Below are 21,449 nucleotides of genomic sequence, written 5' to 3' on the forward strand. Positions count from 1 at the left end.
GGCGCACGATGGAACGACGGATTTCCGGTGTCTCAGACGCCGGGAGAGGCTTCCGCCCCGCGGCGGCCGGCGAGCAGGCCATCCACCACTTCGGTTTCCGGACGGTCGCCGCCCTCGGCATATTCCTCGTGCCACTTGCCCTTGTCGTCCTGCCAGCTGATCTCGGCGGAATCGCCGCCGACCTGCTGTTCTGCAGCAACGATACGGGCCGCTTCGAGCGCCTCGGCATGCGACGGGAAGGCTTCGGAATAGACGCCGCCGAGCCTGTAGGCCCAGCCTCCGTCATGCGGGACAACCTCATAAACCACCTTGACCATGCACCTCTCCTTTTTCTCGTGGGCGCGGCAAAGAACTTCCGGGAATGATCCGGCCGGTCGCGGCGGCAAAAGAAGACGAGGGCACGCCGCGATTGTGTCCGGCAAACCGATGAGGCAGTATTCCATTAAATCCTCATTAGCGCAAATTACCCCCTCGAAGCCCCATCTTGATTAAAGAAATCATTGACTTAGATTGATCGCATGAATCAAATCCGGAGCCAGGCGTGACACTGATTTCACGATTGCGGGACGAGAAATTTCTGATTGTCGCGTTCCTTGCCGCCATCGCCGGCTACGGGCTCGAACATAGCCTCATGGCGATGGGGCGCGGCGTGGCCCTGATCGCCGCGGCCGCCCTTGTCGGCACCATCGTGCTCGCCTCGATCCGGGTGGCGCACCATGCCGAAATCCTCGCCGTCAAGGTCGGCGACCCCTATGGCACGATGATCCTGACGCTGTCGGCGGTGCTCGTCGAGGTCATCATCCTCGCCATCATGATGTCAGGAGAAAGCTCGCCGACGCTGGTACGCGACACGATCTATTCGGCGCTGATGCTGGATATCAACGGCATCCTCGGCCTTGCCGCCCTGCTCGGCGGCTTGAAGCATGGCGAGCAGCCCTATAACGACAACTCGGGCAAGACCTATGGCGTGATGATCCTGACGGCCATCGGCATCTCGATGATCGTCCCGGAATTCGTGCCGGAAGCCAAATGGCACTATTACTCGGCCTTCACCATCGTCGCGATGATCGCCCTCTATGGGCTCTTCCTGCGCATGCAGGTCGGCCAGCACAGCTATTTTTTCAGCTACAGCTATCCCCGCGTCGAGCGGAAAGCCGGATCAGCCGACGAGCATCACAGCGACGAACCGGCCTCCGCCTCGATCATCACAATCCTTGTCGGCGTCGTCATCATCGGCGGTCTTGCCGAGTTCATGTCGGCCTTCATGACCGAGGGCCTGCGCGACACCGGCGCCCCGGTCGCCTTGACCGCCATCGTCGTCGCCGCCATCTCCGCCGCGCCTGAGATCCTGACGGCGCTGCGCGCCGCGCTGAAAAACCGCATGCAGGCAACCGTCAACATCGCCATGGGCGCCTCGCTCTCGACGGTGATCCTGACCGTTCCGGTGATGGAAGCAATCGCGCTCTACACCGGCCAGCCCTTCGTCATGGCGATGACGCCCGTCCAGACCGTGATGGTCGCTATCACCCTGATCGCCGCCGCCATCAACCTCAACGACGGCGAAACCAACGCCATCGAGGGCATGACGCATTTCATCCTGTTCGCAACATTTCTGATGCTGACGGCGCTGGGGCTGTAGAGGCGGCTTCAGAATTTGAATGCATGTGGATGATCAGCCAATGCGCGATCCACTGTTAGCAGCTTTAAATTTTCGATCTGACATTGGGAAAGGAGAAGCCGGTCGAAAGGATCGCGGGTATTCGGCTCAGGTTCAGCTGCGGTGATCACGTGGCTAATCTCTATACCAAGCAGTGAGAGTCCGATCGCATCAAGCGACGGCGCTATTTCGTTGAGAGGCATGCCCGGATCAAGCTTTCCCAATCTCGTCTTGATGGCAATTTCCCATAAACTGGCAATACTGGCGAAGCTCACAGTCTCTGGATCAGCCAGTAGTTCGGGGACGTCCGGAAAACGCTGACCGACATCCCTTCGCAAGATCGCCAAGATCATATGCGTGTCGAGCAACAGCCTCATATTCAGGGCAAAGGCCTAAAGAGAAAATCTTCAGGCAATTGGTCGTCGAAATCATCGGCGATGAAGGGCACAGGATTGGTAATGCCTTTGGATACCAAATAAGCCTGCCCCGCCGCGAGATCCAAACCGCCGCGCGGCTTGTGTGGGACAAGATCAAAAACCGGTCGGCCATTGCGAGTCACGACAATCGTCTCGCCCTCCTCGACCTCACGGGCAAGTTCGGTCAGCCTGTTCTTGGCATCTCGGATCGATACGGTCTTCATCTGGCTAATGTAGCTACTTGTAGCCACACCGTCAAATCACGCTAGTCAGTCTTCGGCTCGCGCGAGTAATCTCAGCGCTGCCTCGCGTAACCGCCCGAGTTCATTGGCAACGACGGCCCAAACAATGTCATCGGCGATGCGATGATATTCATGCCTGAGAACATTGCCGATACCCCGGATCTGCTTCCAGGGGATATCGGGCTCCGAGGCGACGATTTCGTCGGGCAAATGGCCGGTCGCTTCCGAGATGATTTCCAATGCCCGCTGGATCGCCAGTCGTAGAAGCCAATCGCCTTTGAAATCGTCGAGAGATTTGCCTGACGTCGCTGCCAGCACACCGTCGAGGTCTCGATAATCTCGGTGATGACAGGCTTGAGCTTTCTCGGCATCAAAAGACCCGGATAGCGCTTTGCTCGATGTCCGCTTTAAGCATTGGATGCAGGCTGTCACGTGTCGTCACGTCTACTTCGACATTCAGCTCGTCTTCGAGAAACTGCTTGATGGCAACCAGATCGATCAGGGAAATGCGAACCGCTATCGTAGTCGATGAAGATGTCGAGGTCGCTATTGCTGCCGAGCTCATCGCGTGCGGCAGAGCCGAAAAGATAAAGACCCGTCGCGCCCATGCTGCGTACGGCATCGGAATATTCCCGCAGACTTTCGAGCACGTCTTTTCGATCCATGAGCAAAAACTATCACATCACCGGATCGATCTCTACAGGCGCCCGCCCACACAAAAAAAGCCCGCCGTCTCCGGCGGGCTTCTGTCATTCCGAATATTGACGTAGCTTACTTGCAAGCGCCGCAGAAGCGCTGGATGCGGCGGCAAGCTTCTTCCAGCAGGTCTTCCGACGTCGCATAGGAAATGCGGAAGTTGGGGCCGAGGCCGAAGGCCGAGCCGTGGACGACGGCGACGCCCTCGGATTCCAGCAGTTCGGTGACGAAGTCTTCGTCGTTCTGGATGACCTTGCCCGAGGGCGCAGTCTTGCCGATCAGACCCTTGCAGGACGGGTAGACGTAGAAGGCGCCTTCCGGAACCGGGCAGGAAATGCCCTTGGCCTGGTTCAGCATCGAGACGACCAGATCGCGGCGTCCTTCGAAGATCTTCTTGTTGGCCGGGATGAAGTCCTGCGGACCGTTCAGCGCTTCGACGGCAGCCCACTGGGCGATCGAGGTCGTGCCCGAGGTCTGCTGACCCTGGATCATGTCCATCGCCTTGATCAGCTGCAGCGGGCCGGCTGCGTAGCCGATGCGCCAGCCGGTCATGGCATAGGCCTTGGAGACGCCGTTCATCGTCAGCGTCCGGTCATAGAGCTTCGGCTCGACTTCGACAGGCGTCGCGAACTTGAAGTCGCCATAGGTCAGGTGCTCGTACATGTCGTCGGTCAGCACCCAGACATGCGGATGCTTGACGAGAACGTCGGTCAGCGCCTTCAGCTCGTCATGCGTATAGGCCGCGCCCGACGGGTTGGACGGCGAGTTGAACATGAACCACTTGGTCTTAGGCGTGATCGCCTTTTCGAGGTCGGCTGCCTGGAGCTTGAAGTTGTTCTCCTGGGTCGTTGCGACGAAGACGGGCGTGCCGCCGCAAAGTGCGACGATCTCAGGATAGGAAACCCAGTAAGGCGTCGGGATGACGACCTCGTCGCCGGCATTCAGCGTCGCCATGAAGGCGTTGAACAGAATGTGCTTGCCGCCGGTGCCGACGATCGTCTGCTCCCAGGTGTAGTCGAGATTGTTCTCGCGCTTGAACTTGGCGGCGATCGCCTTGCGCAGTTCCGGGATACCGGAGATCGGCGTGTACTTCGTCTCGCCGCGCTTGATCGCGTCGATCGCTGCGTCCTTGATATTATCAGGCGTATCGAAATCCGGTTCACCGGCGCCGAGCCCGATCACGTCGCGTCCTTTGGCTTTCAGCTCGCGCGCTTTCTGAGCGACGGCGATGGTGGCTGAAGGCTTCACACGGGAAAGAGCATCGGCAAGAAAGGCCATGATATCGGTCCTATACGGTTGAAACGGGCAGAAGACCGGGACCGGAGTTCTGCGCTAAGGTCTATGTCCAATGTGCGCAGGCATTTCAAGCGCAAAGGCGCGATGACGCCGATGATTCTTATTGATCGATTGCCGCACCCTGAGAGATCGTTTGTGACGCCCGGTTAAATCAGTTTGCGAGGATCTTGAATCAATCTCTGAGGCCATCGGGATTTACCCCTTAAAAACAGAAACTTCCCCGTTTCGGGCCTTTGCCACGAATAAGCCGCAACAAATGCCGCGGCATGCCGCAATTCCGTCGTGAGCCCGCCGGGATCGGAGCCTCAATCTTGCACATCCGAAGTTGGTTATTGAGGGTATGCCAATGTTTCTGGAAGACGAGTTTGCGACGGAGCGGCTCCGCGTCCGCCGTGTGGCCATTTCATTCCTGATTGCGTTCACCACATTTTTTGCATCGATCATGATGACGGCAGGGCTGGTGTCCGTTGCCCGCGCCGAAGAAGCCGCTGCACCGAAGGCCACGCAGCTGACCGGTCTCGTTCGCCCGAACGATGTCAACAGCGGCTCGCTGCTCTTCCCATCGAAGGACCCGAGCTTCTTCATCGAGGCGCCGCGGCTGAAGACCGATGTCGAGATGGACGTCTCTGGCCCGGTCGCCCGCGTCAAGGTCACCCAGCGTTTCCAGAATCCCAGCAAGGGATGGGTCGAAGGCACCTATGTCTTCCCGCTGCCGGAAAATTCTGCCGTCGACGAATTGAAGATGCAGATCGGCGATCGCTTCATCGAGGGCCAGATCAAGCCGCGCCAGGAAGCCCGCGAAATCTACGAGCAGGCGAAAGCCGAGGGCAAGAAAGCCGCCCTGCTGGAGCAGCAGCGCCCGAACATCTTCACCAACCAGGTCGCCAATATCGGTCCCGGCGAAACCATCGTCGTGCAGATCGAGTATCAGCAGGCCGTCCACCAGTCCGGCGGCGAATTCTCGCTCCGCTTCCCGATGGTCGTCGCCCCCCGCTACAATCCGGCTCCCGTCGTCCAGACCGTCGAGTTCAACAATGGCGCTGGCTTCGCTGTGCCGACCGACCCGGTTCCGAACCGCGACAAGATCGAGGCACCGGTGCTCGATCCGCGCGAGAATGCCAAGATCAATCCTGTCGCGCTGACCGTGAACCTGAAAGCCGGCTTCCCGCTCGGCGACGTCAAGTCCGCCTTCCACGATGTCGATATCAAGCAGGACGGCGACCAGAACCGCGTCATCAGCCTGAAGGGAAAGTCCGTTCCGGCCGACAAGGATTTCGAGCTGACCTGGAAGGCAGCACCCGGCAAGACGCCGAGCGCCGGCCTGTTCCGCGAAGTGCTGGATGGCAAGACCTATCTGCTTGCCTTCGTCACCCCGCCCGCAACGCCGGATGCATCGGCGGCACCTTTGAAGCGCGAAGTCATCTTCGTCATCGACAATTCCGGCTCGATGTCCGGAGAATCGATCGCCCAGGCGAAGGAAAGCCTGGCTCTGGCGATCTCCAAGCTCGGTGCAGACGACCGTTTCAACGTCATCCGCTTCGACGACACGATGACCGATTATTTCGGCGGCCTCGTCGGCGCCACGCCCGACAACCGCGAAAAGGCGATCGCCTATGTCCGCGGCCTGACGGCCGACGGCGGCACCGAGATGCTGCCGGCGCTCGAAGACGCGTTGCGCAATCAGGGTTCGGTGGCCAATGGCGCGCTCCGCCAGGTCGTCTTCCTCACGGATGGCGCGATCGGCAACGAGCAGCAGCTGTTCATGGAGATCACCAACAACCGCAGCGATGCCCGCGTCTTCACCGTCGGCATCGGATCGGCGCCGAACTCCTATTTCATGACCAAGGCCGCCGAACTTGGCCGCGGCACCTTTACCCATATCGGCTCCACCGATCAGGTGGCCACCCGCATGGGCGAGCTCTTCGCCAAGCTGCAGAACCCGGCGATGACCGATATCGCCGCCACCTTCGAAGGCACGCAGGCAAGCGACATCACCCCGAACCCGATGCCCGATCTCTATACCGGCGAGCCGGTTGTCCTTACCGCGGAACTCCCGAACGGCAAGCCCGCAGGCAAGCTGCAGATCACCGGCAAGACCGGCGCCCAGCCCTGGCGTGTCGAGATGGACATCGCCAATGCCGCCGATGGCAAGGGCCTCTCCAAGCTCTGGGCCCGCCGCAAGATCGACGATCTCGAAGCCCGCGCCTATGAGCGCCAGGATCCGGCCGCACTCGACAAGGATGTCGAGACGATCGCCATGGCGCATCATCTCGTCTCCCGCGTCACCAGCCTCGTTGCCGTCGACGTCACACCGTCGCGCCCAGATGGCCAGCCGGTTACCTCGACGAAGCTGCCGTTGAACCTGCCCGATGGCTGGGATTTCGAGAAGGTGATGGGTGAACCCGCAGCCCCTGCCCCATCAGGCAGCGCACCGGATCACGCGATGGCCAAGCCGCAGATGGAGTTCGCGGCCCTCGCCAACCAGATGGCCGCCGCCCCGACCCCGGCAGCCGCCAATCTGATCGCTCAGCGTTCCGCCTCGGTAAAGCTGCCGCAGACGGCAACGCTCGCCGACCAGCAGATCATGCAGGGCCTGACCGTGCTGTCGGCAGCGCTCGCCGCAGCCGGTGGCTTTGCCATCTGGCGCCGCCGCCTGCGCGGCCTCGTCATCCCGGGAGGCCGCTGATGGCCGGTACGCAGAGAGGCAGCTGGAACGAGGAAACGGGCGAATTCGCGCCCCTTCCGAGCTATCTGGAAATGATGATGGCGAATGCCGCCGCTACGGCGTTCGATGTGGAACAGCCGCGCAGGAGCTTTTTCTCCCGGCTCTCGCCGATGGAAAAGGTCGTCGCCTTCGGCATTCTCGGTCTTGGCCTTTATGGTGTCGCACTGGTCAGCAGCGGCTTCTATCTGAAGGGTAAGGCGGAGCTTTCGCAGGTTCTGCTGAAGCGCGCCTTCGCCGCCGAGCTGCGGGGCGAAGATGCCAAGCCGTGGCCCTGGGCCGATTTCACCACCGAAGCCGAAGTCAGCGCTCCGCGTCTCGGCAAGACGGCGATCGTGCTGTCGGGCGCATCCGGCGAAGCGCTGGCCTTCGGCCCGGCCCGGCTCAGCAACACGCCACAGCCGGGCGACGAGGGCACATCGGTGATCGCTGCCCACAGGGACACCCACTTCCGCTGGCTGAAAGACGTGAAGCCCGGCGACGACATCGAAATCAAGCGCCGTGACGGCACCGTGCTGACCTTCAAGACCACCGACGCCCGCGTCGCCCGCTGGGATGAGAGCGGCATCGATGCGGCGGCAAATGGCCGCCATCTGGTGCTGACCACCTGCTGGCCGTTCGACGCCACCGAGCGCGGCCCGATGCGCTACATCGTCGAGGCCGACCTGGTCGACAGGATGCAGACCGGCACCGTTCAACCCGGCAACACAAAGCCGTTATCCGGCACCTAGCGAGGTTGAAGCGATCGCCCCCGCGCGCCACCTAACCGGCTGGATGGTAAAACGGGGAGATTATCAACATGCTCAAGGGATTGCGCGTCGCTTTGACGGCAGGTGCCGCATTTGCAATGGCAGGCGCTGCATATGCAGCCGACAGGGTGCAGACCAAGGACGTCGCGGTCAGCGTCGAGACGCTGGCAACGGGGCTCGATCATCCTTGGGCTGTCGAGGTCATGCCCGATGGCGCTTATCTCGTCACCGAACGTCCCGGCAATATCCGGATCATCCGCGATGGCGAGGTCTCCGAACCGCTTGCCGGCATGCCTGAGGTCAGCGCCCGCGGCCAGGGCGGCCTGATGGATGTGGCGCTCGCCCCGGATTTCGCCCAAAGCCGCATTTTCTATTTCACTGCCGCCATTGCCAATAACCAAGGGTCAGGCACCGAAGCCTTCTCCGCAAAGCTCTCCGCAGACGAACGCACACTAGAGGACGTCAAGCCGATCTTCACCATGGCGAAATTCACCGGCGGCAACATCCAGTATGGCTCCCGCATCGCCATCGCCGGGGACGGCAGCCTGTTTATCAGCGTCGGCGACCGCGGCAGCCGCGACCGCTCGCAGGACTTCAAGGATGACGCCGGTTCGATCGTCCATGTGAACGCCGATGGCACCATTCCTGCGGACAATCCGTTCCGCGACGGCGCCAAGGCACGGCCTGAAATCTGGTCGAAGGGTCATCGTAACCCGCAGGGCATCACTTTCGATGCCGCCGACGGCAACCTCTACACCGTCGAGCACGGCGCTCGCGGCGGCGACGAGATCAATCTCATCGCGCCGGGCAAGAATTACGGCTGGCCCGTCATCACCTATGGCGTCGATTATTCGGGCGCCAAGATCGGCGAAGGCACGGCCAAGGAAGGACTGGAACAGCCCCTCCACTATTGGGATCCATCCATTGCCCCCGGCGCCATCGCCGTCTATCGCGGCAAGATGTTTCCCGAATGGGATGGCGACATGCTGGTCGCCGCACTGAAATTCCAGCTGCTGTCGCGCATGCAGCGCGACGACAGCGGCAAATTCGTTGGCGAGGAGCGCATGTTCGAAGGCCAATACGGCCGTATCCGCGATATCACCGTCGCACCCGATGGAGCATTGCTGATGGTGACGGACGAGAGCGACGGCGCCTTGTTGCGCGTCGCGCGCGCCGTAAACCAGGACGGCTAACCGCCCCTGAACTCCTTGCGGACGACGAATTTCAAGCCCGACCATATCTCGTCGATGGCGCAGACTTTCACATCGACGAGACCGGTCGGCAGCAGCACCTCCCGCAGCACGTCTTCGGTAACATCAGTCGGCAGCTTCGATGCCTTCTTGGGCCAAGATATCCAGATCATCCCGTCAGGTTGCACCAGCTGCCGCAATCGCGGCGCCAAAGCGTCCAGCGCTGCGCGCCGGGTCTCGAAGATATGGATGTAGTCGAAGCGCGCCTCCTTCTCAGGCGCTACCAGTTCGACCCGGCTGAAATGCGCGAAATCGGCAAGCGCTGGGACGCTTTGGGGCACGCCGATCAGCAGCGCTGCCTGCCCTGCCTTCAGCCCCAGCTTCTTTTCGAGCGGCGTTCCCGAATAGCCGGCGCTCATCGGCTTAGCCGTGCCGGCTGATGGCAAAACGTCCTGCCGTTATGCTCTCTCATGCGATCACCCTTGAGACCGAACTCTCCGTTTATTCCGGCTTGCTGAAACAAAAGGCAACTGCTAACCACGGTTTCATCACTCTCCCCGCATCGAGGAATGCCATGACTCGCGTCCAAGCGAACCTGTTGCTGTTGCTTGCGGCCGCCATCTGGGGCGGCGGGTTTGTCGCGCAATCGACGGCGATGGAAGCCATCGGCCCGTTCTGGTTCATTGGCCTTCGTTTCGCAGTCGCCACCGCCGCCGTCCTGCCCTTCGTCTTTCTGGAAAGCCGCAAGGCGAAGGTGAAAACCAGCAAGCGGCAACTCGGCATCTATCTTGCGATCGGACTGGCCCTCTTCGGCGGCGCCTCGACCCAGCAGATCGGCTTGCAGACCACATCGGTCACCAACTCGAGCTTCATCACCGGCCTCTACGTCGTCTTCGTCCCGGTCATCGCGGTACTTTTCCTGCGCCGCCCGCCGCACTGGATCATCTGGCCGGCAGCGGCCATGGCGATCGCCGGCATCTTTCTTCTATCGGGCGGCCATCTCTCGGCACTCACGGTCGGAGACGGATTGACGGTCATCTGCGCCGGCTTCTGGGCCATCCAGATCACCCTTGCCGGCATCACCGTCAAGGAGACCGGCCGGCCGCTGGCGCTCTCGGCATCGCAGTTTGCCGTCACCGCGGTCTGCGCCCTCATCGTCGCCGCTATCGTCGAGCCGATCAGCATGGACGCCATCCGCGGCGCGGCACCGGAGATCCTCTATGTCGGTATCTTCTCGTCCGGCGTCGCCTTCGTGCTGCAGGTCATCGGCCAGCGCTACACGACGCCGTCGCAGGCGGCGATCTTCCTGTCTTCGGAAGCGCTGTTCGGTTCGTCGCTGGCCGCCCTCATCCTCGGCGAAACCATTCCGCCTGTGGGCTATATCGGATGCGGGCTGATGTTTACCGCTATGCTTGTGGTCGAAATCGTCCCGGAATTGACCCGCCGCCGCACCCAGCCTGCCTGAAACCGCATCCAGCACGCACGCCCGGCCTGATTCGAAATTTTTTTTCGAATGCTCCGATAACCCGCTAGCGTTGTGTTTTTGGGAAAATCTCCTCACAAAATATATTGCAGACGATACAAAACGTTAATCATGCGCGCGCGGGGAGCGATTTTTTGCGTTTTGGCGCAAATAGGATACCCGGCGGGACTGCGCTTCCGACAACACGTTAAAAAACTTTTGCTTGCCAATTCTCAATAATCGCAGCAATCTCGGGGCGTTCGGGCATTTTGCGAGCATGGGAAGTCCTTAAGAAAGTGCGCGCCGGAAACGCTAATATTCCGGTCAGCCAGTCTCAATAAGATGGGGAATAATCCCACCACGAGACAGGCCGAGGTAGAGGGGACCTTTTTCTCGAAATTCAAGAACTGCCTGCCAACGCTCCGGAAGGGGCTTAATTGATGCTGCCCGTGTGGATGGCGGGCAGAGAGAAAAGGACCTGACGCATGGCCGAGACTGGGACTGTGAAATTCTTCAATACTGACAAGGGCTTCGGCTTCATCAAGCCGGACAGGGGTGGCGCGGACATCTTCGTTCACATCTCTGCCGTTCAGGCTTCCGGCCTGGCCGGCCTGACGGAAAATCAGAAGGTAAGCTTCGACACGGAGCCGGACCGCCGCGGCAAGGGACCGAAGGCCGTCAATCTTCAGATTTCCGGCTAAATCCCGAAACAACGCGATCTATTCGAGTGGAAGCCCGGCAGAGATGCCGGGTTTTGTTATTCAGCATCCGTTCAGATAGCCGCCACTATCGTCTCATCCTAACGGCGCAGGAACCCGCTGCCGCTTTGAAGAGTTTATAGACAGCACTTCTCGCTGTCTTGGAAAGTAGGACAAGGTCATGAACAAGATCGCAAAGACACTTATTCTGACGGCCGCAGCCGCCGCTCTCAGCCTTTCCGCTGTGAGCGAAGCCTCCGCCGACAGCTGGCGCCGTCACCACAACAACGACGCCCTCGTCGGCGGTGCTGTGGGCCTCGCAACCGGCCTGATCGTTGGCTCGGCAATCGCCAACTCCAACCAGCCGCGCTACTATTACGACGAGCCGCGCTATGCCGAACCGGTCTACGAGCCGGAATATGACGCTCCGGTCTATCGTGCGCCGCCGCCTCGCTACTACCAGCCGGTCCGCGCTGGCCTTGAGCCCTGGACGCCGCAGTGGCAGCGTTATTGCTCGTACCGTTACCGCAGCTTCGACCCGGGCACCGGCACCTTCATCGGCAACGATGGCCGTGAGCATTTCTGCACCGCTGGCTGAGTTCGCAAGCTGTAGCGAATAACGAAGCGCCGCTGATCGAGCGGCGCTTTTGTTTTGTCAGATGCCCTGCAGAAATGGATTGCTGCGCCGCTCGTCGCCGATCCGGCTCCCTGGCCCATGACCGCAAATGAAGCCGACGTCATCACCCAGTGGCAGCACCTTCTCGCGAATGGACTGAAGCAGCTGCTCGTGATCGCCGCCCGGAAGATCGGTGCGGCCGATCGAGCCGTTGAACAGCACGTCGCCGAGATGGGCGAAGTTTTGCGCACGGTTGAAATAGATGACATGCCCGGGCGCATGGCCCGGCGTGTGATAGACCTCGAATTCGTGGCTGCCGAAGGACACCTTGCCGCCATCTTCGAGCCAGCGATCAGGCTCGACATTCTTCAGCCCCGTTATGCCGTATTTCTGCTGCTGCGTTTCGATCCGCTGCAGCAGTGGCAGGTCATCCTTGTGCGGACCGACGATATCGATACCGAGCGCCGCCTTCAGATCCTTCGCTCCTCCGGCATGGTCGAGATGGCCATGCGTCAGCCAGATTTCCTTGATCTTGAAGCCGTTCTCCTTGATCACATCCAGGATCGCCGGAACGTCGCCGCCCGGATCGACGATCACGCCCTCCTTGGTATCGGGGTCGAAAAGAACCGCGCAGTTCTGCTGGAAGGGTGTCACCGGAATGATGCCGGCCTGGAGCATGCCCATGTGTGCCTCTCTTGTTTCAGGCCCTAGCTATAGCCGGAATGCCGTCCGTTGAAAGCAGCTTTTGCCCGGGCCTCACGCGGCCGCGACAGGCCGTAACAACAGTTTACAGCGCAAAAGCAGGTTAAAAATTCCGCGATAATTGTTTAATATCAATGGCTTACGGAAATATCGCCCGAAAGTGGAATTAATAGAGTGGCCGGTTTTGGAACCGGAAAGTGAACGGTGCGTTTCCAGCCCAGCAAAAAGGAGAAATGGAAATGACCATGACGAGAAACCTTTTCCTGGCAGGCGCCGTGCTTGCCGCAAGCGCTGGCTTTGCCAATGCGGAAATGGCCGCCACGGCCATCAACGATCTCAACGTCCGCGCCGGCCCCGGCCCTCAATACCCATCTGTCGGCATCGCAACCCGCGGTTCTTCCGCCTATCTCGATGGCTGTATCGAAGGTAGCCGCTGGTGCCGCGTCGATGTGAACGGTGTTCGTGGCTGGGTCTATGCCGATTATCTGCAGGTCGAGCGCGAAGGCACGCCTGTCGTCGTCCAGCAGAACCAGACAACGCTTGGCGTGCCCGTCGTTACCTATGAAAGCACGTCGAGCGTGGTTGCCACAGATCCGCAGCCTGTCGATCCGCAGCCCGGTGACGAACTGATTGGTCCGGTCGGATCGGTCGAGGAAGTCACGCCGCCGGAGATGGTCCGCACCTATATCGACACCAATCCCGGTCAGACTGTCGAGCTTGGCGGTCAGGTGGTCGTCGGTGCCGAAGTGCCCGGTGACGTGACCTTCCAGGAGATTCCGGACTATCAGTACCGCTATACGCGGATCAACGACCGGCCCGTCCTGGTTGATCCCGGCACGCGCCGCATCGTCTACGTCTATCAGTAAGACCGGCCGGACGTTCCGCAATGAAACAGAAAAGGCGGCCGCCTGGCCGCCTTTTTGCATTTCTGTGGACAAGTTACTCCGTAAAGGTTGCCGCAGGCGTGAACAGGAGAGTGCAGCCGCAGTTTATCCTCCGGCACGCGCATGCCATCCCTTGTTGATTGTTGTCCCATTTGCGTTTTATCGACTGACGCCGCCGGGAAAATATGCCTTGTATTGGGAAGCGGAGATCGGCCGGCTTTGAAAAAGGCGGGTCGAGGCCGATACTCTGCAAAGTCCGGGGGAACTGTCGGCAGCATAGATTTGCATCGGATAATGCTGAGCCGTTGTCTGCGCGTATTTCCCGGAACGCATTGGATGAGAAAGGAAATGACGTGCCGGCAAGACAGACAGGCCAGAAAACAGGCAAGCCTGAACCGTTGGCCACGCCGATGGAAAACACCGGCATCATCGACTTCGAGATCATCGAGCTGTTCTTCTTCGCCTACCGCGATTTCGTCTCCGATCCGGACGCGATCCTCGAAACCAGCGGCTTCGGACGGGCGCATCACCGGGTGGTACACTTTGTTAACCGTGAACCCGGCATGACCGTTGCCGATCTTCTCGATACATTGAAGATTACCAAGCAGAGCCTCGCTCGAGTGCTCAAACAGCTGATCGATTCTGGATACATTAGGCAAGTCGCAGGCCCCGAAGACCGGCGCCAGCGCAAACTCTATCCGACAAAGACGGGGCGCGAACTGGCGCTTGCTCTGGCGGAGCCGCAATCGCGCCGCATTGAGAGGGCATTCGACAATGCTTCTCTTGAGACGCGCGAGAGCGTGAAGGCATTTCTGAGGGGCATGCGGGACAGGCAAACATCGAAAGCGGACTGAATGACGGGAAAGACAATCATTTCAGATGATGCAGCGCATTTGCTTGTTGTCGACGACGACACACGCATCCGGGCGCTGCTGAACCGTTACCTGACCGAGAACGGCTTCAGGGTAACCGTGGCGGCAGATGGCGCCGAGGCACAGCGCAAGCTTGCCGGCCTCGACTTCGACCTGATCATCATGGACGTGATGATGCCGGGAGAGTCGGGCATTGACGTCACTCGCGGATTGCGTGCGATCAAGAACGTTCCGATCATCATGCTGACAGCGCTGGCAGAGTCGGACAATCGCATCGCCGGGCTTGAGGCCGGCGCCGACGATTATCTGTCGAAACCTTTCGATCCGCGCGAGCTGGTGCTGCGCGTCAACAATATTCTTCGCCGCAACGCATCGGATGCGCCGAAGATCGAGCAGATCATGTTCGGCCCCTACACCTTCTCGCTGACTCGCAAGGAGCTGAAGAAGGCGGCGGAAGTCATCCGCCTGACCGATCGCGAGCAGGAAATCATGCTGCTCTTCGCCAAGCGCGCCGGCGACACCATTCCGCGCCACGAGCTGATCGGCGACGATGTCGAGGTTGGAGAACGTACCATCGACGTGCAGATCAACCGTCTGCGCCGCAAGATCGAGGACGATCCGGCGAACCCTGTCTGGCTGCAGACGGTTCGTGGTATAGGATACAGGCTGAGTATCGATTGAAGCTCCGGACGTCAGGATCGCAACTGAGATGGTGACTTTCGAAAGCCTGCGGCGCGAAGAGCGCTTGCCCGCCACCGGCTGGAAGTGGTTCGCGCGCTTTCTGCGCCGCCGCCTCCCCACGGGCATCTACGTCCGCTCGTTGCTGATCATCATCATGCCGATGCTGCTCTTGCAGTCGGTGGTCGCCGCCGTATTCATGGAACGCCACTGGCAGATGGTGACGCAGCGGCTGTCGATGGCCGTCACCCAGGATATCGCCGCGATCATCCAGATCATCGACACCTATCCGCAGGACGCCGACTATACCGCGATCACGCGGATCGCCCGCGAGCAGATGAAGCTGCAGATTTCGGTCGAGCCTGATGGCGACCTGCCCCCGCCGCGCGAAAAACCGTTCTTCTCGATCCTTGACGGCATCCTGTCCGATGAGCTCACCGACCAGATCAAACGGCCCTTTTGGCTCGATACGCTCGGCGATTCCAATCTCGTCGAAATCCGCATCAAGCTGGACGGCAAGATCCTGCGGGTTCTGACCAAACGCAATCAGACCTACGCCTCGAACACTCACATCTTCATCGTCTGGATGGTCGGCGCCTCCCTGGTGCTGATCGGCGTCTCCATCCTCTTCCTGCGCGGCCAAATCCGGCCGATCCAGGCGTTGGCCGCCGCCGCGGAAAGCTTCGGCAAGGGCCAGAAGGCCGAGAACTTCTATCCGCGCGGCGCCGACGAGGTCCGCCGCGCCGGCCTTGCCTTCATCCTGATGCGCGAGCGCATAGAGCGGCAGATGGAGCAGCGCACCGCCATGCTGACGGGCGTCAGCCACGACCTGCGCACCATCCTCACCCGCTTCAAGCTGCAACTGGCGCTCGCTGGCAACAATCCCGACTTGCAGGGCATGGCCGACGACGTCAACGACATGCAGTCGATGCTCGAGGCCTATATGGCTTTCGCCCGCACGGAGGTGGAGGAAGATGTCGGCGAGCTGAAGCTCAGCGAGATCATGGAACGGATCGAGGCCGACTTCTCGCTCCACGAAAAGACCCTCACCTATTCCATCGAAGGCGACGACGAGATTTCCGTCCGTCCCAACGCCTTCACCCGGCTGGTCATGAACCTCGCCTCGAATGCACGCCGCTACGCCAGCTCCTTGAATATCGAGGCCAAGCACAGCGCCAAGTGGCTGACACTGACGTTCGACGACGACGGCCCCGGCATTCCCGAGAAGAACCGCGAAGACGTCTTCAAGCCGTTCTTCCGCCTCGACGAAGCCCGCAACCTCGACGATTCAGGCACCGGCCTCGGCCTCGCCATCGCCCGCGATATCGCCCGCAGCCACGGCGGCAACGTGACGCTCGGCGACAGCCCGTTGGGTGGCCTGCGCGCCATCATCCGCGTTCCCGCGTGAGTTCCCCGCAATGGCCGCTTTCAATGAGATGACCTGGCTCAACCCGCCTGTTTCAGTAGATGTCCGCGACGGCGCGCTGCAGGTGCGTTCCGGCGAGAAGACAGATTTCTGGCAAGGCACCTATTACGGGTTCCACCGCGACGACGGGCATTTCCTGCATCAGCAGCGCAAGGGCGATTTCACCGCCGAAGTCACCTTCTCAGGCCGCTACCAGGCGCTCTATGATCAAGCGGGCCTGATGATCCGCGCCGATGAGAAGCGCTGGATGAAATGCGGGATCGAATATACCGACGGCGCGATGCATTTCAGCACCGTCGTCACCAACGGCAATTCCGACTGGTCCGCCTTCCGCATCGACCACGCCTTCAACGTCATGTCCGTCCGCGTCACCCGCAACGGCGACGCGCTGTTCATCCAGTACCGCACGGATGTCATGACCGAATGGCGCATGGCGCGCCTTGCATGGTTCGACCCATCGATAGAGGAATTGCAGGTCGGCCCCGCCTTCTGCTCACCGCAACGCGGCGGCTTCGAGGCAACATTCCATTCCTTCACGCTGACCGACCCGGTCTCGCGCGATATCCATTGATTACATCAACTTCTTGCCGTTCGGCACCGGCTTGTCCGTTGCCGCCAGCACGATCGCGCCTGCTTCGTCTTCAAAGCCGAGCGTCAGCACTTCCGAGCGGAACGGGCCGATCTGGCGTGGCGGGAAGTTGACGACGCCGAGCACCTGGCGGCCGACGAGGTTGTCGAGATCATAGTGCACGGTGATCTGTGCCGAGGATTTTTTGACGCCGATCTCGGGGCCGAAATCGATCAGCAGCTTGATCGCCGGCTTGCGCGCCTCGGGAAATGGCGAGGCTTCGATGACGGTGCCGACACGGATATCGACGCGTTCGAAATCGGCATAGGTGATCTCGTCAGCCATTTCGGTCAGCCTGCCAGTTCCTGCGCACGCGTGCGCGCCGCCTCGAGAGCTTCGTCGAACAGCGGCTGCATTCCCTTCTCCGCCATCAGCACGGCAAGAGCCGCGGCAGTAGTGCCGCCCGGAGACGTAACATTCTGGCGAAGCTTGGAAGCGTCGTCGGGGGACTGGTGGAGAAGTTCACCAGCCCCCGCGACCGTTTCCCGTGCAAGACGCATGGCCAGGTCCGCCTGCAGGCCAAGTTTACGGCCTGCCTCAGCCATGCACTCGACGAGATAAAACACGTAAGCAGGGCCGCTGCCCGACAAGGCCGTAACGGAATCGATGTCGGACTCGGCCGGAACCCACTCAACTGGACCGGATACGCGAAGAAGAGAATGAACGCGGTCGCGCTGTTCGGCGCTGACCTTTGAATTGGCGAAGGCGCCGGTCACGCCGCGGCCGACCATGGCGGGCGTATTCGGCATGGCGCGAACCATGGCCGCTTCGCCGAGATGCTTTTCGAGGAAGCCGATCGTCTTTCCCGCTGCAACCGAAACGACGACCGTGTTCGGCCCGACCGTCTTCTTCACTGGCGGCAGAACCGCTTCCATCACCTGCGGCTTGACCGCGATGAACAGGACGCCGGCCTTCAGACCATCCGGAGCCGCCGTCACATGCGTGGCACCGGCATCGGAGATCGTCTTCATCATCGCCGGCGACGGACCGGGATCGACGACGACCACGGACGAACCGGGTACGCCGTTCTTCAGCCAGCCGGAGAGCATCGCGCCCCCCATATTGCCGGCGCCGATGAGAACGATGGGATCAGAAGACAGGGTGGACATGAGGAATTACGCTTCGCCGACAGTTTCGAACAGAACGGCTTCCATCGCCTTGGCGGCATCGAGGCCGGACCAGATGACGAACTGGAATGCCTGATAATAGACTTCGCAGGTATCGAGCGCGCTGGAAAGCAGCACTTCGACCTGACGGTTGGTGGGCTCGGCGCCACCGGCCAGCAGCAGCGACTGACGGAAGATCACGACGTCTTCCTGGCGCCACAGGTCGAAATGGCCCATCAGCACCTGGCCGTTGATGGCTGCAAGCAGCTTGGTGACTTCGTTGACCCGATTTTCCGGCACCTTGATATCGAAGGCGCAGCCGAGATGCAGGGCTTCGAACTCCTCCATCCAGGAAAAGGAGATGTGGTAATCGGCCCACTTCCCCTCGACCGTCATCGCGATCTCGTCGTCGCCTGACCGTTCAAATGCCCAGTCATTATTGGCGGCGACGTACTCGATCATATCGACCGGGTTCGACTGACGCTCGAATTCCAATTCCATCAGGCTCATGCAGCACCTTCTTGACCGGGAATGAATGCGACTGACTTGGGTCTACAAAACACAAGCAAAGCACACGCAAATACCGGAACACCATTTCGATGACCCTTGAACCGCAACCCAGACTTAACGCAGGAAACCTGCCTGGAGCTTACCGCCGTCCGGTTCGAATCATCATTTAAAATCAGTGTATAATCAGACCGGCGACAAGCCAGCCCCCGACCGGGCTATTTCCCGAAAGGTACTGTGGACAGCTTCTCGAAATCAGATTCAGGAGGGGGAGATAAGCGACTCTGCCCATTGGCTTTTTTGGCAGTGTCCACAGGTGGATAAACCCACCCGATTTTCTGTCTGAGATGCGGCGTGTCGCAAAAGCGCCACACCACATCTTGTAGCAAAACGGGAATTATTTCTTCTTTGCGGCGAGTTGCGCCTCAAGCGCTGCGACTCGTGCCAGCAGCGCATCGTTTTCGTCGCGCGCCTTGATGGCCATCTCGCGCACGGCTTCGAATTCCTCGCGCTTGACGACGTCCATGCTGTTCAGCCAGCGCTCGGCCTGAGCGCTGAAGGCCGTCTCGACCTCCTTGCGCACGCCCTGGGCGGCGCCGGCTGCGTCGGTCATCAACTTTGCGAATTCGTCCATGATGCGGTTTGTTCCAGTCGTCATGGCAGTCTTCTCCTTCGCGCGACAAGTTTCTTCAGGCCCGTGGCCTCTGAAAATGGAGGTAGGGCTTCGCCGTTAAGGATGCAAGCGCTTTGCTCTGGATAAGAGCCCGCCTCGCCCTGCCCTGCCTCACAATCGACTTGACCGCCTCGTATCGCAACGCCATGTTCCGCGCACATCAACGGGTGGGAAAGCTTTGCCGACTGCAGCCAATCTTATGGCAATCATGCCGTTTCCGGATATCGATCCTATCGCCTTCTCGATCGGCCCGCTCGCCATCCACTGGTATGGCCTGGCCTATGTCGTCGGCATCATGCTCGGCTGGTCCTATGCGCGCCGCATCGCCGGCAATGACAGCCTGTGGCCGGGCAATGCTTCGCCGGTCACCAAGGCGCAGCTCGACGATTTCGTCGTCTGGGCCGCCCTCGGCATCGTTCTCGGCGGACGCATCGGCTACATCCTCTTTTATGACATGCCTGCGGTGATCGAGAGCCCGATCCGCGCCATCCAGATCTGGAACGGCGGCATGTCCTTCCATGGCGGCATCATCGGCACGACGATCGCCATGATCCTGTTTGCCCGCAAGAACAGCATCCCGATCTGGAGCCTGTTCGATATCGTCGCCGGTGTCGTTCCGATCGGCCTGTTCTTCGGCCGCATCGCCAATTTCATCAACGGTGAACTCTGGGGCCGTCTCGCCGATGTGCCCTGGGCCGTCGTCTTCCCAAGCGGTGGTCCCTTTGCCCGCCATCCGAGCCAGCTTTATGAAGCGGGCCTCGAGGGCATCGTGCTTCTCTCCGTTCTGGCGCTTCTGATCTACGGCTTTCGCGCCCTGAAATCGCCGGGCCTCATTTCCGGCGTCTTCGTCTGTGGCTATGCCCTCTCGCGTATCTTCGTGGAATTCTTCCGCGAGCCGGATGCGCAGCTTGGCTACCTGCTCGGCACCGGCTGGCTGACCATGGGGATGGTTTTGTCCTTCCCGATGATGCTGCTTGGCCTCTGGGCGATCATGCGCGCCCGCCGCCAGGTCGCGCTGCAGAACTGAACGCAGACCGGACGTGACCACCATGACCACCGCACTCGGTGAAAAGATCAAGGCGATCATCCAGGCGAACGGCCCGATCAGCGTGACCGATTACTTCTCGCTGTGCCTCGCTGACCCCGAACACGGCTATTACCGTGTGCGCGAACCCTTCGGCCGTTCCGGCGATTTCGTCACCGCCCCGGAGGTCAGCCAGCTCTTCGGCGAGATGATCGGCGTGTTCATCGTTCACGCCTGGCAGCAGCATGGCACGCCGGCGGGTGTCCGCCTCGTCGAGATCGGCCCCGGCCGCGGCACCATGATGTCGGACATGCTGCGCGTCATCGCCCGCCTCGCCCCGCCGCTCTTCGAAAACATGAGCGTGCATCTGGTCGAGACCAGCGAGCGGCTGCGCGACGTCCAGAGCCAGACGCTCGAGGCTCATGATGGCAAAATCACCTGGCACAATGATTTCGACGAAGTCCCTGACGGATTCACGCTGATTGCTGCCAACGAACTCTTCGACGCCATCCCGATCCGCCAGTTCGTCAAGACACCGACCGGCTTCCGTGAACGCATGGTCGGCCTCGACGCCGAGGGCGAGCTGACATTTGCCGCCGGTGTTGCCGGCATCGATCCGGCCCTGCTGCCAGATGGCGCGCAGACCATGCCGGCAGGCACGCTGTTCGAATTCTCGCCGGCCCGCCAGTCGGTGATGATCGCTATCTGCGAGCGCCTCAAGGCCTTCGGCGGCACAGCACTCGCCATCGATTACGGCCACCTCGTCAGCGGCTTCGGCGATACGCTGCAGGCAGTGCGGATGCATGAATTCGACCCGCCGCTCGCCAATCCCGGCGAAGCCGATCTCACCAGCCATGTGGATTTCGAACATCTGGCCAGAACCGCCGTTGCGGCGGGACTGCATCTGAACGGTGCGCTGCATCAGGGCGACCTCCTCGTCGGCCTCGGCATTCTCGATCGTGCCAGCGCTCTTGGGCGCGACCGCGAGCCGCGGACCCAGCAGATCATCCAGAGCGCCGTCGACCGTCTGGCCGGTTCGGGCGAAGGCCGCATGGGCGAGCTTTTCAAGGCGATGGCGGTGTCCTATCCCGCCGTCGATCTCATGCCTTTCCGCCCGGTGGATTGACAGAGCGCGCCGCCCTGCGCCAACATCCGGCGCAATCGACAATGCTTCACCGGACGATCCGGTGAACAATGACCCCGTT

Annotated in this window: 25 protein-coding genes and 1 pseudogene; 14 read left to right on the forward strand and 12 right to left on the reverse strand. The window is 60.7% G+C overall.

Translation table 11 applies throughout. The features are described from left to right. Positions 1-32: 32 nt before the first annotated feature. Positions 33-317 carry a DUF2188 domain-containing protein gene (locus AC1DV9_RS16635; RefSeq protein WP_112515770.1) on the reverse strand — a complete coding sequence of 95 codons (285 nt, stop codon included), beginning with the start codon at positions 315-317 and terminating at the stop codon, positions 33-35. 224 nt (positions 318-541) lie between these two features. Between AC1DV9_RS16635 and AC1DV9_RS16640 the strand changes: the two genes are divergently transcribed. Beyond that, positions 542-1,639, forward strand: a complete 1,098-nt coding sequence (locus AC1DV9_RS16640; protein ID WP_477949186.1) for a calcium:cation antiporter — start codon at positions 542-544, stop codon at positions 1,637-1,639. A gap of 8 nt (positions 1,640-1,647) precedes the next feature. Here the strand turns inward: AC1DV9_RS16640 and AC1DV9_RS16645 are convergent, their stop codons facing one another. The 5 genes and pseudogenes from AC1DV9_RS16645 to AC1DV9_RS16665 form a co-directional block, all read right to left on the reverse strand. Then, positions 1,648-2,034, reverse strand: coding sequence for a type II toxin-antitoxin system VapC family toxin (locus tag AC1DV9_RS16645; RefSeq protein ID WP_477949187.1), 387 nt, complete (start codon positions 2,032-2,034; stop codon positions 1,648-1,650). A gap of 2 nt (positions 2,035-2,036) precedes the next feature. Beyond that, positions 2,037-2,297, reverse strand: a complete 261-nt coding sequence (locus AC1DV9_RS16650; RefSeq protein ID WP_477949188.1) for a type II toxin-antitoxin system Phd/YefM family antitoxin — start codon at positions 2,295-2,297, stop codon at positions 2,037-2,039. Positions 2,298-2,342: 45 nt separating this feature from the next. Beyond that, positions 2,343-2,633, reverse strand: a complete 291-nt coding sequence (locus AC1DV9_RS16655; protein WP_477949189.1) for a HepT-like ribonuclease domain-containing protein — start codon at positions 2,631-2,633, stop codon at positions 2,343-2,345. A 52-nt stretch (positions 2,634-2,685) separates the two neighbouring features. Then, a pseudogene (locus tag AC1DV9_RS16660) lies at positions 2,686-2,980 on the reverse strand (nucleotidyltransferase family protein). A 106-nt stretch (positions 2,981-3,086) separates the two neighbouring features. Then, on the reverse strand, positions 3,087-4,289 hold the full coding sequence (locus tag AC1DV9_RS16665) for a pyridoxal phosphate-dependent aminotransferase (RefSeq protein ID WP_477949190.1): 1,203 nt from the start codon (positions 4,287-4,289) through the stop codon (positions 3,087-3,089). A 364-nt stretch (positions 4,290-4,653) separates the two neighbouring features. Here AC1DV9_RS16665 and AC1DV9_RS16670 point away from each other — a divergent pair, with 364 nt between their 5' ends. From AC1DV9_RS16670 to AC1DV9_RS16680, 3 genes are all read left to right on the forward strand, one after another. Continuing rightward, the gene (locus AC1DV9_RS16670; RefSeq protein ID WP_477949192.1) at positions 4,654-6,993 is read left to right on the forward strand and encodes a marine proteobacterial sortase target protein; all 2,340 of its coding nucleotides are present in this window, start codon (positions 4,654-4,656) and stop codon (positions 6,991-6,993) included. After that, positions 6,993-7,760, forward strand: coding sequence for a class GN sortase (locus tag AC1DV9_RS16675; RefSeq protein WP_477949194.1), 768 nt, complete (start codon positions 6,993-6,995; stop codon positions 7,758-7,760). The genes AC1DV9_RS16670 and AC1DV9_RS16675 overlap by 1 nt, the downstream gene beginning before the upstream one ends. A gap of 68 nt (positions 7,761-7,828) precedes the next feature. Beyond that, on the forward strand, positions 7,829-8,971 hold the full coding sequence (locus AC1DV9_RS16680; protein ID WP_477949196.1) for a PQQ-dependent sugar dehydrogenase: 1,143 nt from the start codon (positions 7,829-7,831) through the stop codon (positions 8,969-8,971). Here AC1DV9_RS16680 and AC1DV9_RS16685 read toward each other — a convergent pair. Continuing rightward, on the reverse strand, positions 8,968-9,387 hold the full coding sequence (locus AC1DV9_RS16685; protein ID WP_477949198.1) for a DUF3052 domain-containing protein: 420 nt from the start codon (positions 9,385-9,387) through the stop codon (positions 8,968-8,970). The genes AC1DV9_RS16680 and AC1DV9_RS16685 overlap by 4 nt on opposite strands. Positions 9,388-9,542: 155 nt before the next feature. Here AC1DV9_RS16685 and AC1DV9_RS16690 point away from each other — a divergent pair, with 155 nt between their 5' ends. From AC1DV9_RS16690 to AC1DV9_RS16700, 3 genes are all read left to right on the forward strand, one after another. Then, on the forward strand, positions 9,543-10,433 hold the full coding sequence (locus AC1DV9_RS16690; RefSeq protein WP_477949200.1) for a DMT family transporter: 891 nt from the start codon (positions 9,543-9,545) through the stop codon (positions 10,431-10,433). Positions 10,434-10,915: 482 nt separating this feature from the next. Beyond that, positions 10,916-11,131 (forward strand): cold-shock protein, encoded by a 216-nt coding sequence (locus AC1DV9_RS16695; RefSeq protein WP_003581120.1) that lies wholly within the window; start codon positions 10,916-10,918, stop codon positions 11,129-11,131. Positions 11,132-11,309: 178 nt separating this feature from the next. Next, positions 11,310-11,726 (forward strand): BA14K family protein, encoded by a 417-nt coding sequence (locus AC1DV9_RS16700; protein ID WP_112386286.1) that lies wholly within the window; start codon positions 11,310-11,312, stop codon positions 11,724-11,726. 57 nt (positions 11,727-11,783) lie between these two features. Here the strand turns inward: AC1DV9_RS16700 and AC1DV9_RS16705 are convergent, their stop codons facing one another. Beyond that, a complete protein-coding gene (locus tag AC1DV9_RS16705; RefSeq protein ID WP_477949202.1) occupies positions 11,784-12,428 on the reverse strand; it encodes an MBL fold metallo-hydrolase in 645 nt (214 codons plus the stop codon). 257 nt (positions 12,429-12,685) lie between these two features. Here AC1DV9_RS16705 and AC1DV9_RS16710 point away from each other — a divergent pair, with 257 nt between their 5' ends. The 5 genes from AC1DV9_RS16710 to AC1DV9_RS16730 all read left to right on the forward strand — a co-directional run bounded on the left by AC1DV9_RS16710 (position 12,686) and on the right by AC1DV9_RS16730 (position 16,877). Then, positions 12,686-13,312: a DUF1236 domain-containing protein gene (locus tag AC1DV9_RS16710; RefSeq protein ID WP_477949204.1), complete on the forward strand. Its 627-nt coding sequence runs from the start codon at positions 12,686-12,688 to the stop codon at positions 13,310-13,312. A 428-nt stretch (positions 13,313-13,740) separates the two neighbouring features. Further along, positions 13,741-14,184, forward strand: a complete 444-nt coding sequence (locus tag AC1DV9_RS16715; RefSeq protein WP_112386341.1) for a MarR family winged helix-turn-helix transcriptional regulator — start codon at positions 13,741-13,743, stop codon at positions 14,182-14,184. After that, positions 14,185-14,883, forward strand: coding sequence for a response regulator (locus AC1DV9_RS16720; protein WP_112386284.1), 699 nt, complete (start codon positions 14,185-14,187; stop codon positions 14,881-14,883). A 28-nt stretch (positions 14,884-14,911) separates the two neighbouring features. After that, complete coding sequence (locus AC1DV9_RS16725) at positions 14,912-16,288, forward strand: ATP-binding protein (protein WP_477949206.1); 1,377 nt, start codon at positions 14,912-14,914, stop codon at positions 16,286-16,288. Positions 16,289-16,298: 10 nt separating this feature from the next. Then, the gene (locus AC1DV9_RS16730; RefSeq protein WP_477949207.1) at positions 16,299-16,877 is read left to right on the forward strand and encodes a DUF1349 domain-containing protein; all 579 of its coding nucleotides are present in this window, start codon (positions 16,299-16,301) and stop codon (positions 16,875-16,877) included. On the opposite strand, the gene AC1DV9_RS16735 is transcribed toward AC1DV9_RS16730, so the two are convergent. The 4 genes from AC1DV9_RS16735 to AC1DV9_RS16750 all read right to left on the reverse strand — a co-directional run bounded on the left by AC1DV9_RS16735 (position 16,878) and on the right by AC1DV9_RS16750 (position 19,205). Next, positions 16,878-17,219, reverse strand: a complete 342-nt coding sequence (locus tag AC1DV9_RS16735) for a tRNA-binding protein (protein WP_112537855.1) — start codon at positions 17,217-17,219, stop codon at positions 16,878-16,880. Positions 17,220-17,224: 5 nt separating this feature from the next. Further along, positions 17,225-18,043 carry a pyrroline-5-carboxylate reductase gene (proC, locus tag AC1DV9_RS16740; protein ID WP_477949209.1) on the reverse strand — a complete coding sequence of 273 codons (819 nt, stop codon included), beginning with the start codon at positions 18,041-18,043 and terminating at the stop codon, positions 17,225-17,227. A 6-nt stretch (positions 18,044-18,049) separates the two neighbouring features. Further along, positions 18,050-18,550, reverse strand: a complete 501-nt coding sequence (locus AC1DV9_RS16745) for a type III secretion system chaperone family protein (protein ID WP_477949211.1) — start codon at positions 18,548-18,550, stop codon at positions 18,050-18,052. 394 nt (positions 18,551-18,944) lie between these two features. Next, entirely contained in the window at positions 18,945-19,205 is a 261-nt protein-coding gene (locus AC1DV9_RS16750; RefSeq protein ID WP_112386278.1) for an accessory factor UbiK family protein, read from the reverse strand. A 193-nt stretch (positions 19,206-19,398) separates the two neighbouring features. Between AC1DV9_RS16750 and lgt the strand changes: the two genes are divergently transcribed. Further along, complete coding sequence (lgt, locus tag AC1DV9_RS16755; RefSeq protein WP_477949213.1) at positions 19,399-20,247, forward strand: prolipoprotein diacylglyceryl transferase; 849 nt, start codon at positions 19,399-19,401, stop codon at positions 20,245-20,247. A gap of 22 nt (positions 20,248-20,269) precedes the next feature. Then, on the forward strand, positions 20,270-21,370 hold the full coding sequence (locus tag AC1DV9_RS16760; RefSeq protein WP_477949511.1) for a class I SAM-dependent methyltransferase: 1,101 nt from the start codon (positions 20,270-20,272) through the stop codon (positions 21,368-21,370). Positions 21,371-21,449 lie beyond the last annotated feature (79 nt).

It is taken from the genome of Rhizobium sp. 01L410 (assembly GCF_056400165.1).

What these genes read in the sequence shown, in the direction of transcription:
- AC1DV9_RS16635 (WP_112515770.1), bottom strand. Translation starts at nt 317, where the DNA reads ATGGTCAAGGTGGTTTATGAGGTTGTCCCGCATGACGGAGGCTGGGCC.
- AC1DV9_RS16645 (WP_477949187.1), bottom strand. Translation starts at nt 2,034, where the DNA reads ATGAGGCTGTTGCTCGACACGCATATGATCTTGGCGATCTTGCGAAGG.
- AC1DV9_RS16650 (WP_477949188.1), bottom strand. Translation starts at nt 2,297, where the DNA reads ATGAAGACCGTATCGATCCGAGATGCCAAGAACAGGCTGACCGAACTT.
- AC1DV9_RS16665 (WP_477949190.1), bottom strand. Translation starts at nt 4,289, where the DNA reads ATGGCCTTTCTTGCCGATGCTCTTTCCCGTGTGAAGCCTTCAGCCACC.
- AC1DV9_RS16670 (WP_477949192.1), top strand. Translation starts at nt 4,654, where the DNA reads ATGTTTCTGGAAGACGAGTTTGCGACGGAGCGGCTCCGCGTCCGCCGT.
- AC1DV9_RS16675 (WP_477949194.1), top strand. Translation starts at nt 6,993, where the DNA reads ATGGCCGGTACGCAGAGAGGCAGCTGGAACGAGGAAACGGGCGAATTC.
- AC1DV9_RS16680 (WP_477949196.1), top strand. Translation starts at nt 7,829, where the DNA reads ATGCTCAAGGGATTGCGCGTCGCTTTGACGGCAGGTGCCGCATTTGCA.
- AC1DV9_RS16685 (WP_477949198.1), bottom strand. Translation starts at nt 9,387, where the DNA reads ATGAGCGCCGGCTATTCGGGAACGCCGCTCGAAAAGAAGCTGGGGCTG.
- AC1DV9_RS16690 (WP_477949200.1), top strand. Translation starts at nt 9,543, where the DNA reads ATGACTCGCGTCCAAGCGAACCTGTTGCTGTTGCTTGCGGCCGCCATC.
- AC1DV9_RS16695 (WP_003581120.1), top strand. Translation starts at nt 10,916, where the DNA reads ATGGCCGAGACTGGGACTGTGAAATTCTTCAATACTGACAAGGGCTTC.
- AC1DV9_RS16700 (WP_112386286.1), top strand. Translation starts at nt 11,310, where the DNA reads ATGAACAAGATCGCAAAGACACTTATTCTGACGGCCGCAGCCGCCGCT.
- AC1DV9_RS16705 (WP_477949202.1), bottom strand. Translation starts at nt 12,428, where the DNA reads ATGGGCATGCTCCAGGCCGGCATCATTCCGGTGACACCCTTCCAGCAG.
- AC1DV9_RS16710 (WP_477949204.1), top strand. Translation starts at nt 12,686, where the DNA reads ATGACCATGACGAGAAACCTTTTCCTGGCAGGCGCCGTGCTTGCCGCA.
- AC1DV9_RS16715 (WP_112386341.1), top strand. Translation starts at nt 13,741, where the DNA reads ATGGAAAACACCGGCATCATCGACTTCGAGATCATCGAGCTGTTCTTC.
- AC1DV9_RS16720 (WP_112386284.1), top strand. Translation starts at nt 14,185, where the DNA reads ATGACGGGAAAGACAATCATTTCAGATGATGCAGCGCATTTGCTTGTT.
- AC1DV9_RS16725 (WP_477949206.1), top strand. Translation starts at nt 14,912, where the DNA reads ATGGTGACTTTCGAAAGCCTGCGGCGCGAAGAGCGCTTGCCCGCCACC.
- AC1DV9_RS16730 (WP_477949207.1), top strand. Translation starts at nt 16,299, where the DNA reads ATGGCCGCTTTCAATGAGATGACCTGGCTCAACCCGCCTGTTTCAGTA.
- AC1DV9_RS16735 (WP_112537855.1), bottom strand. Translation starts at nt 17,219, where the DNA reads ATGGCTGACGAGATCACCTATGCCGATTTCGAACGCGTCGATATCCGT.
- proC (WP_477949209.1), bottom strand. Translation starts at nt 18,043, where the DNA reads ATGTCCACCCTGTCTTCTGATCCCATCGTTCTCATCGGCGCCGGCAAT.
- AC1DV9_RS16745 (WP_477949211.1), bottom strand. Translation starts at nt 18,550, where the DNA reads ATGAGCCTGATGGAATTGGAATTCGAGCGTCAGTCGAACCCGGTCGAT.
- AC1DV9_RS16750 (WP_112386278.1), bottom strand. Translation starts at nt 19,205, where the DNA reads ATGACGACTGGAACAAACCGCATCATGGACGAATTCGCAAAGTTGATG.
- AC1DV9_RS16760 (WP_477949511.1), top strand. Translation starts at nt 20,270, where the DNA reads ATGACCACCGCACTCGGTGAAAAGATCAAGGCGATCATCCAGGCGAAC.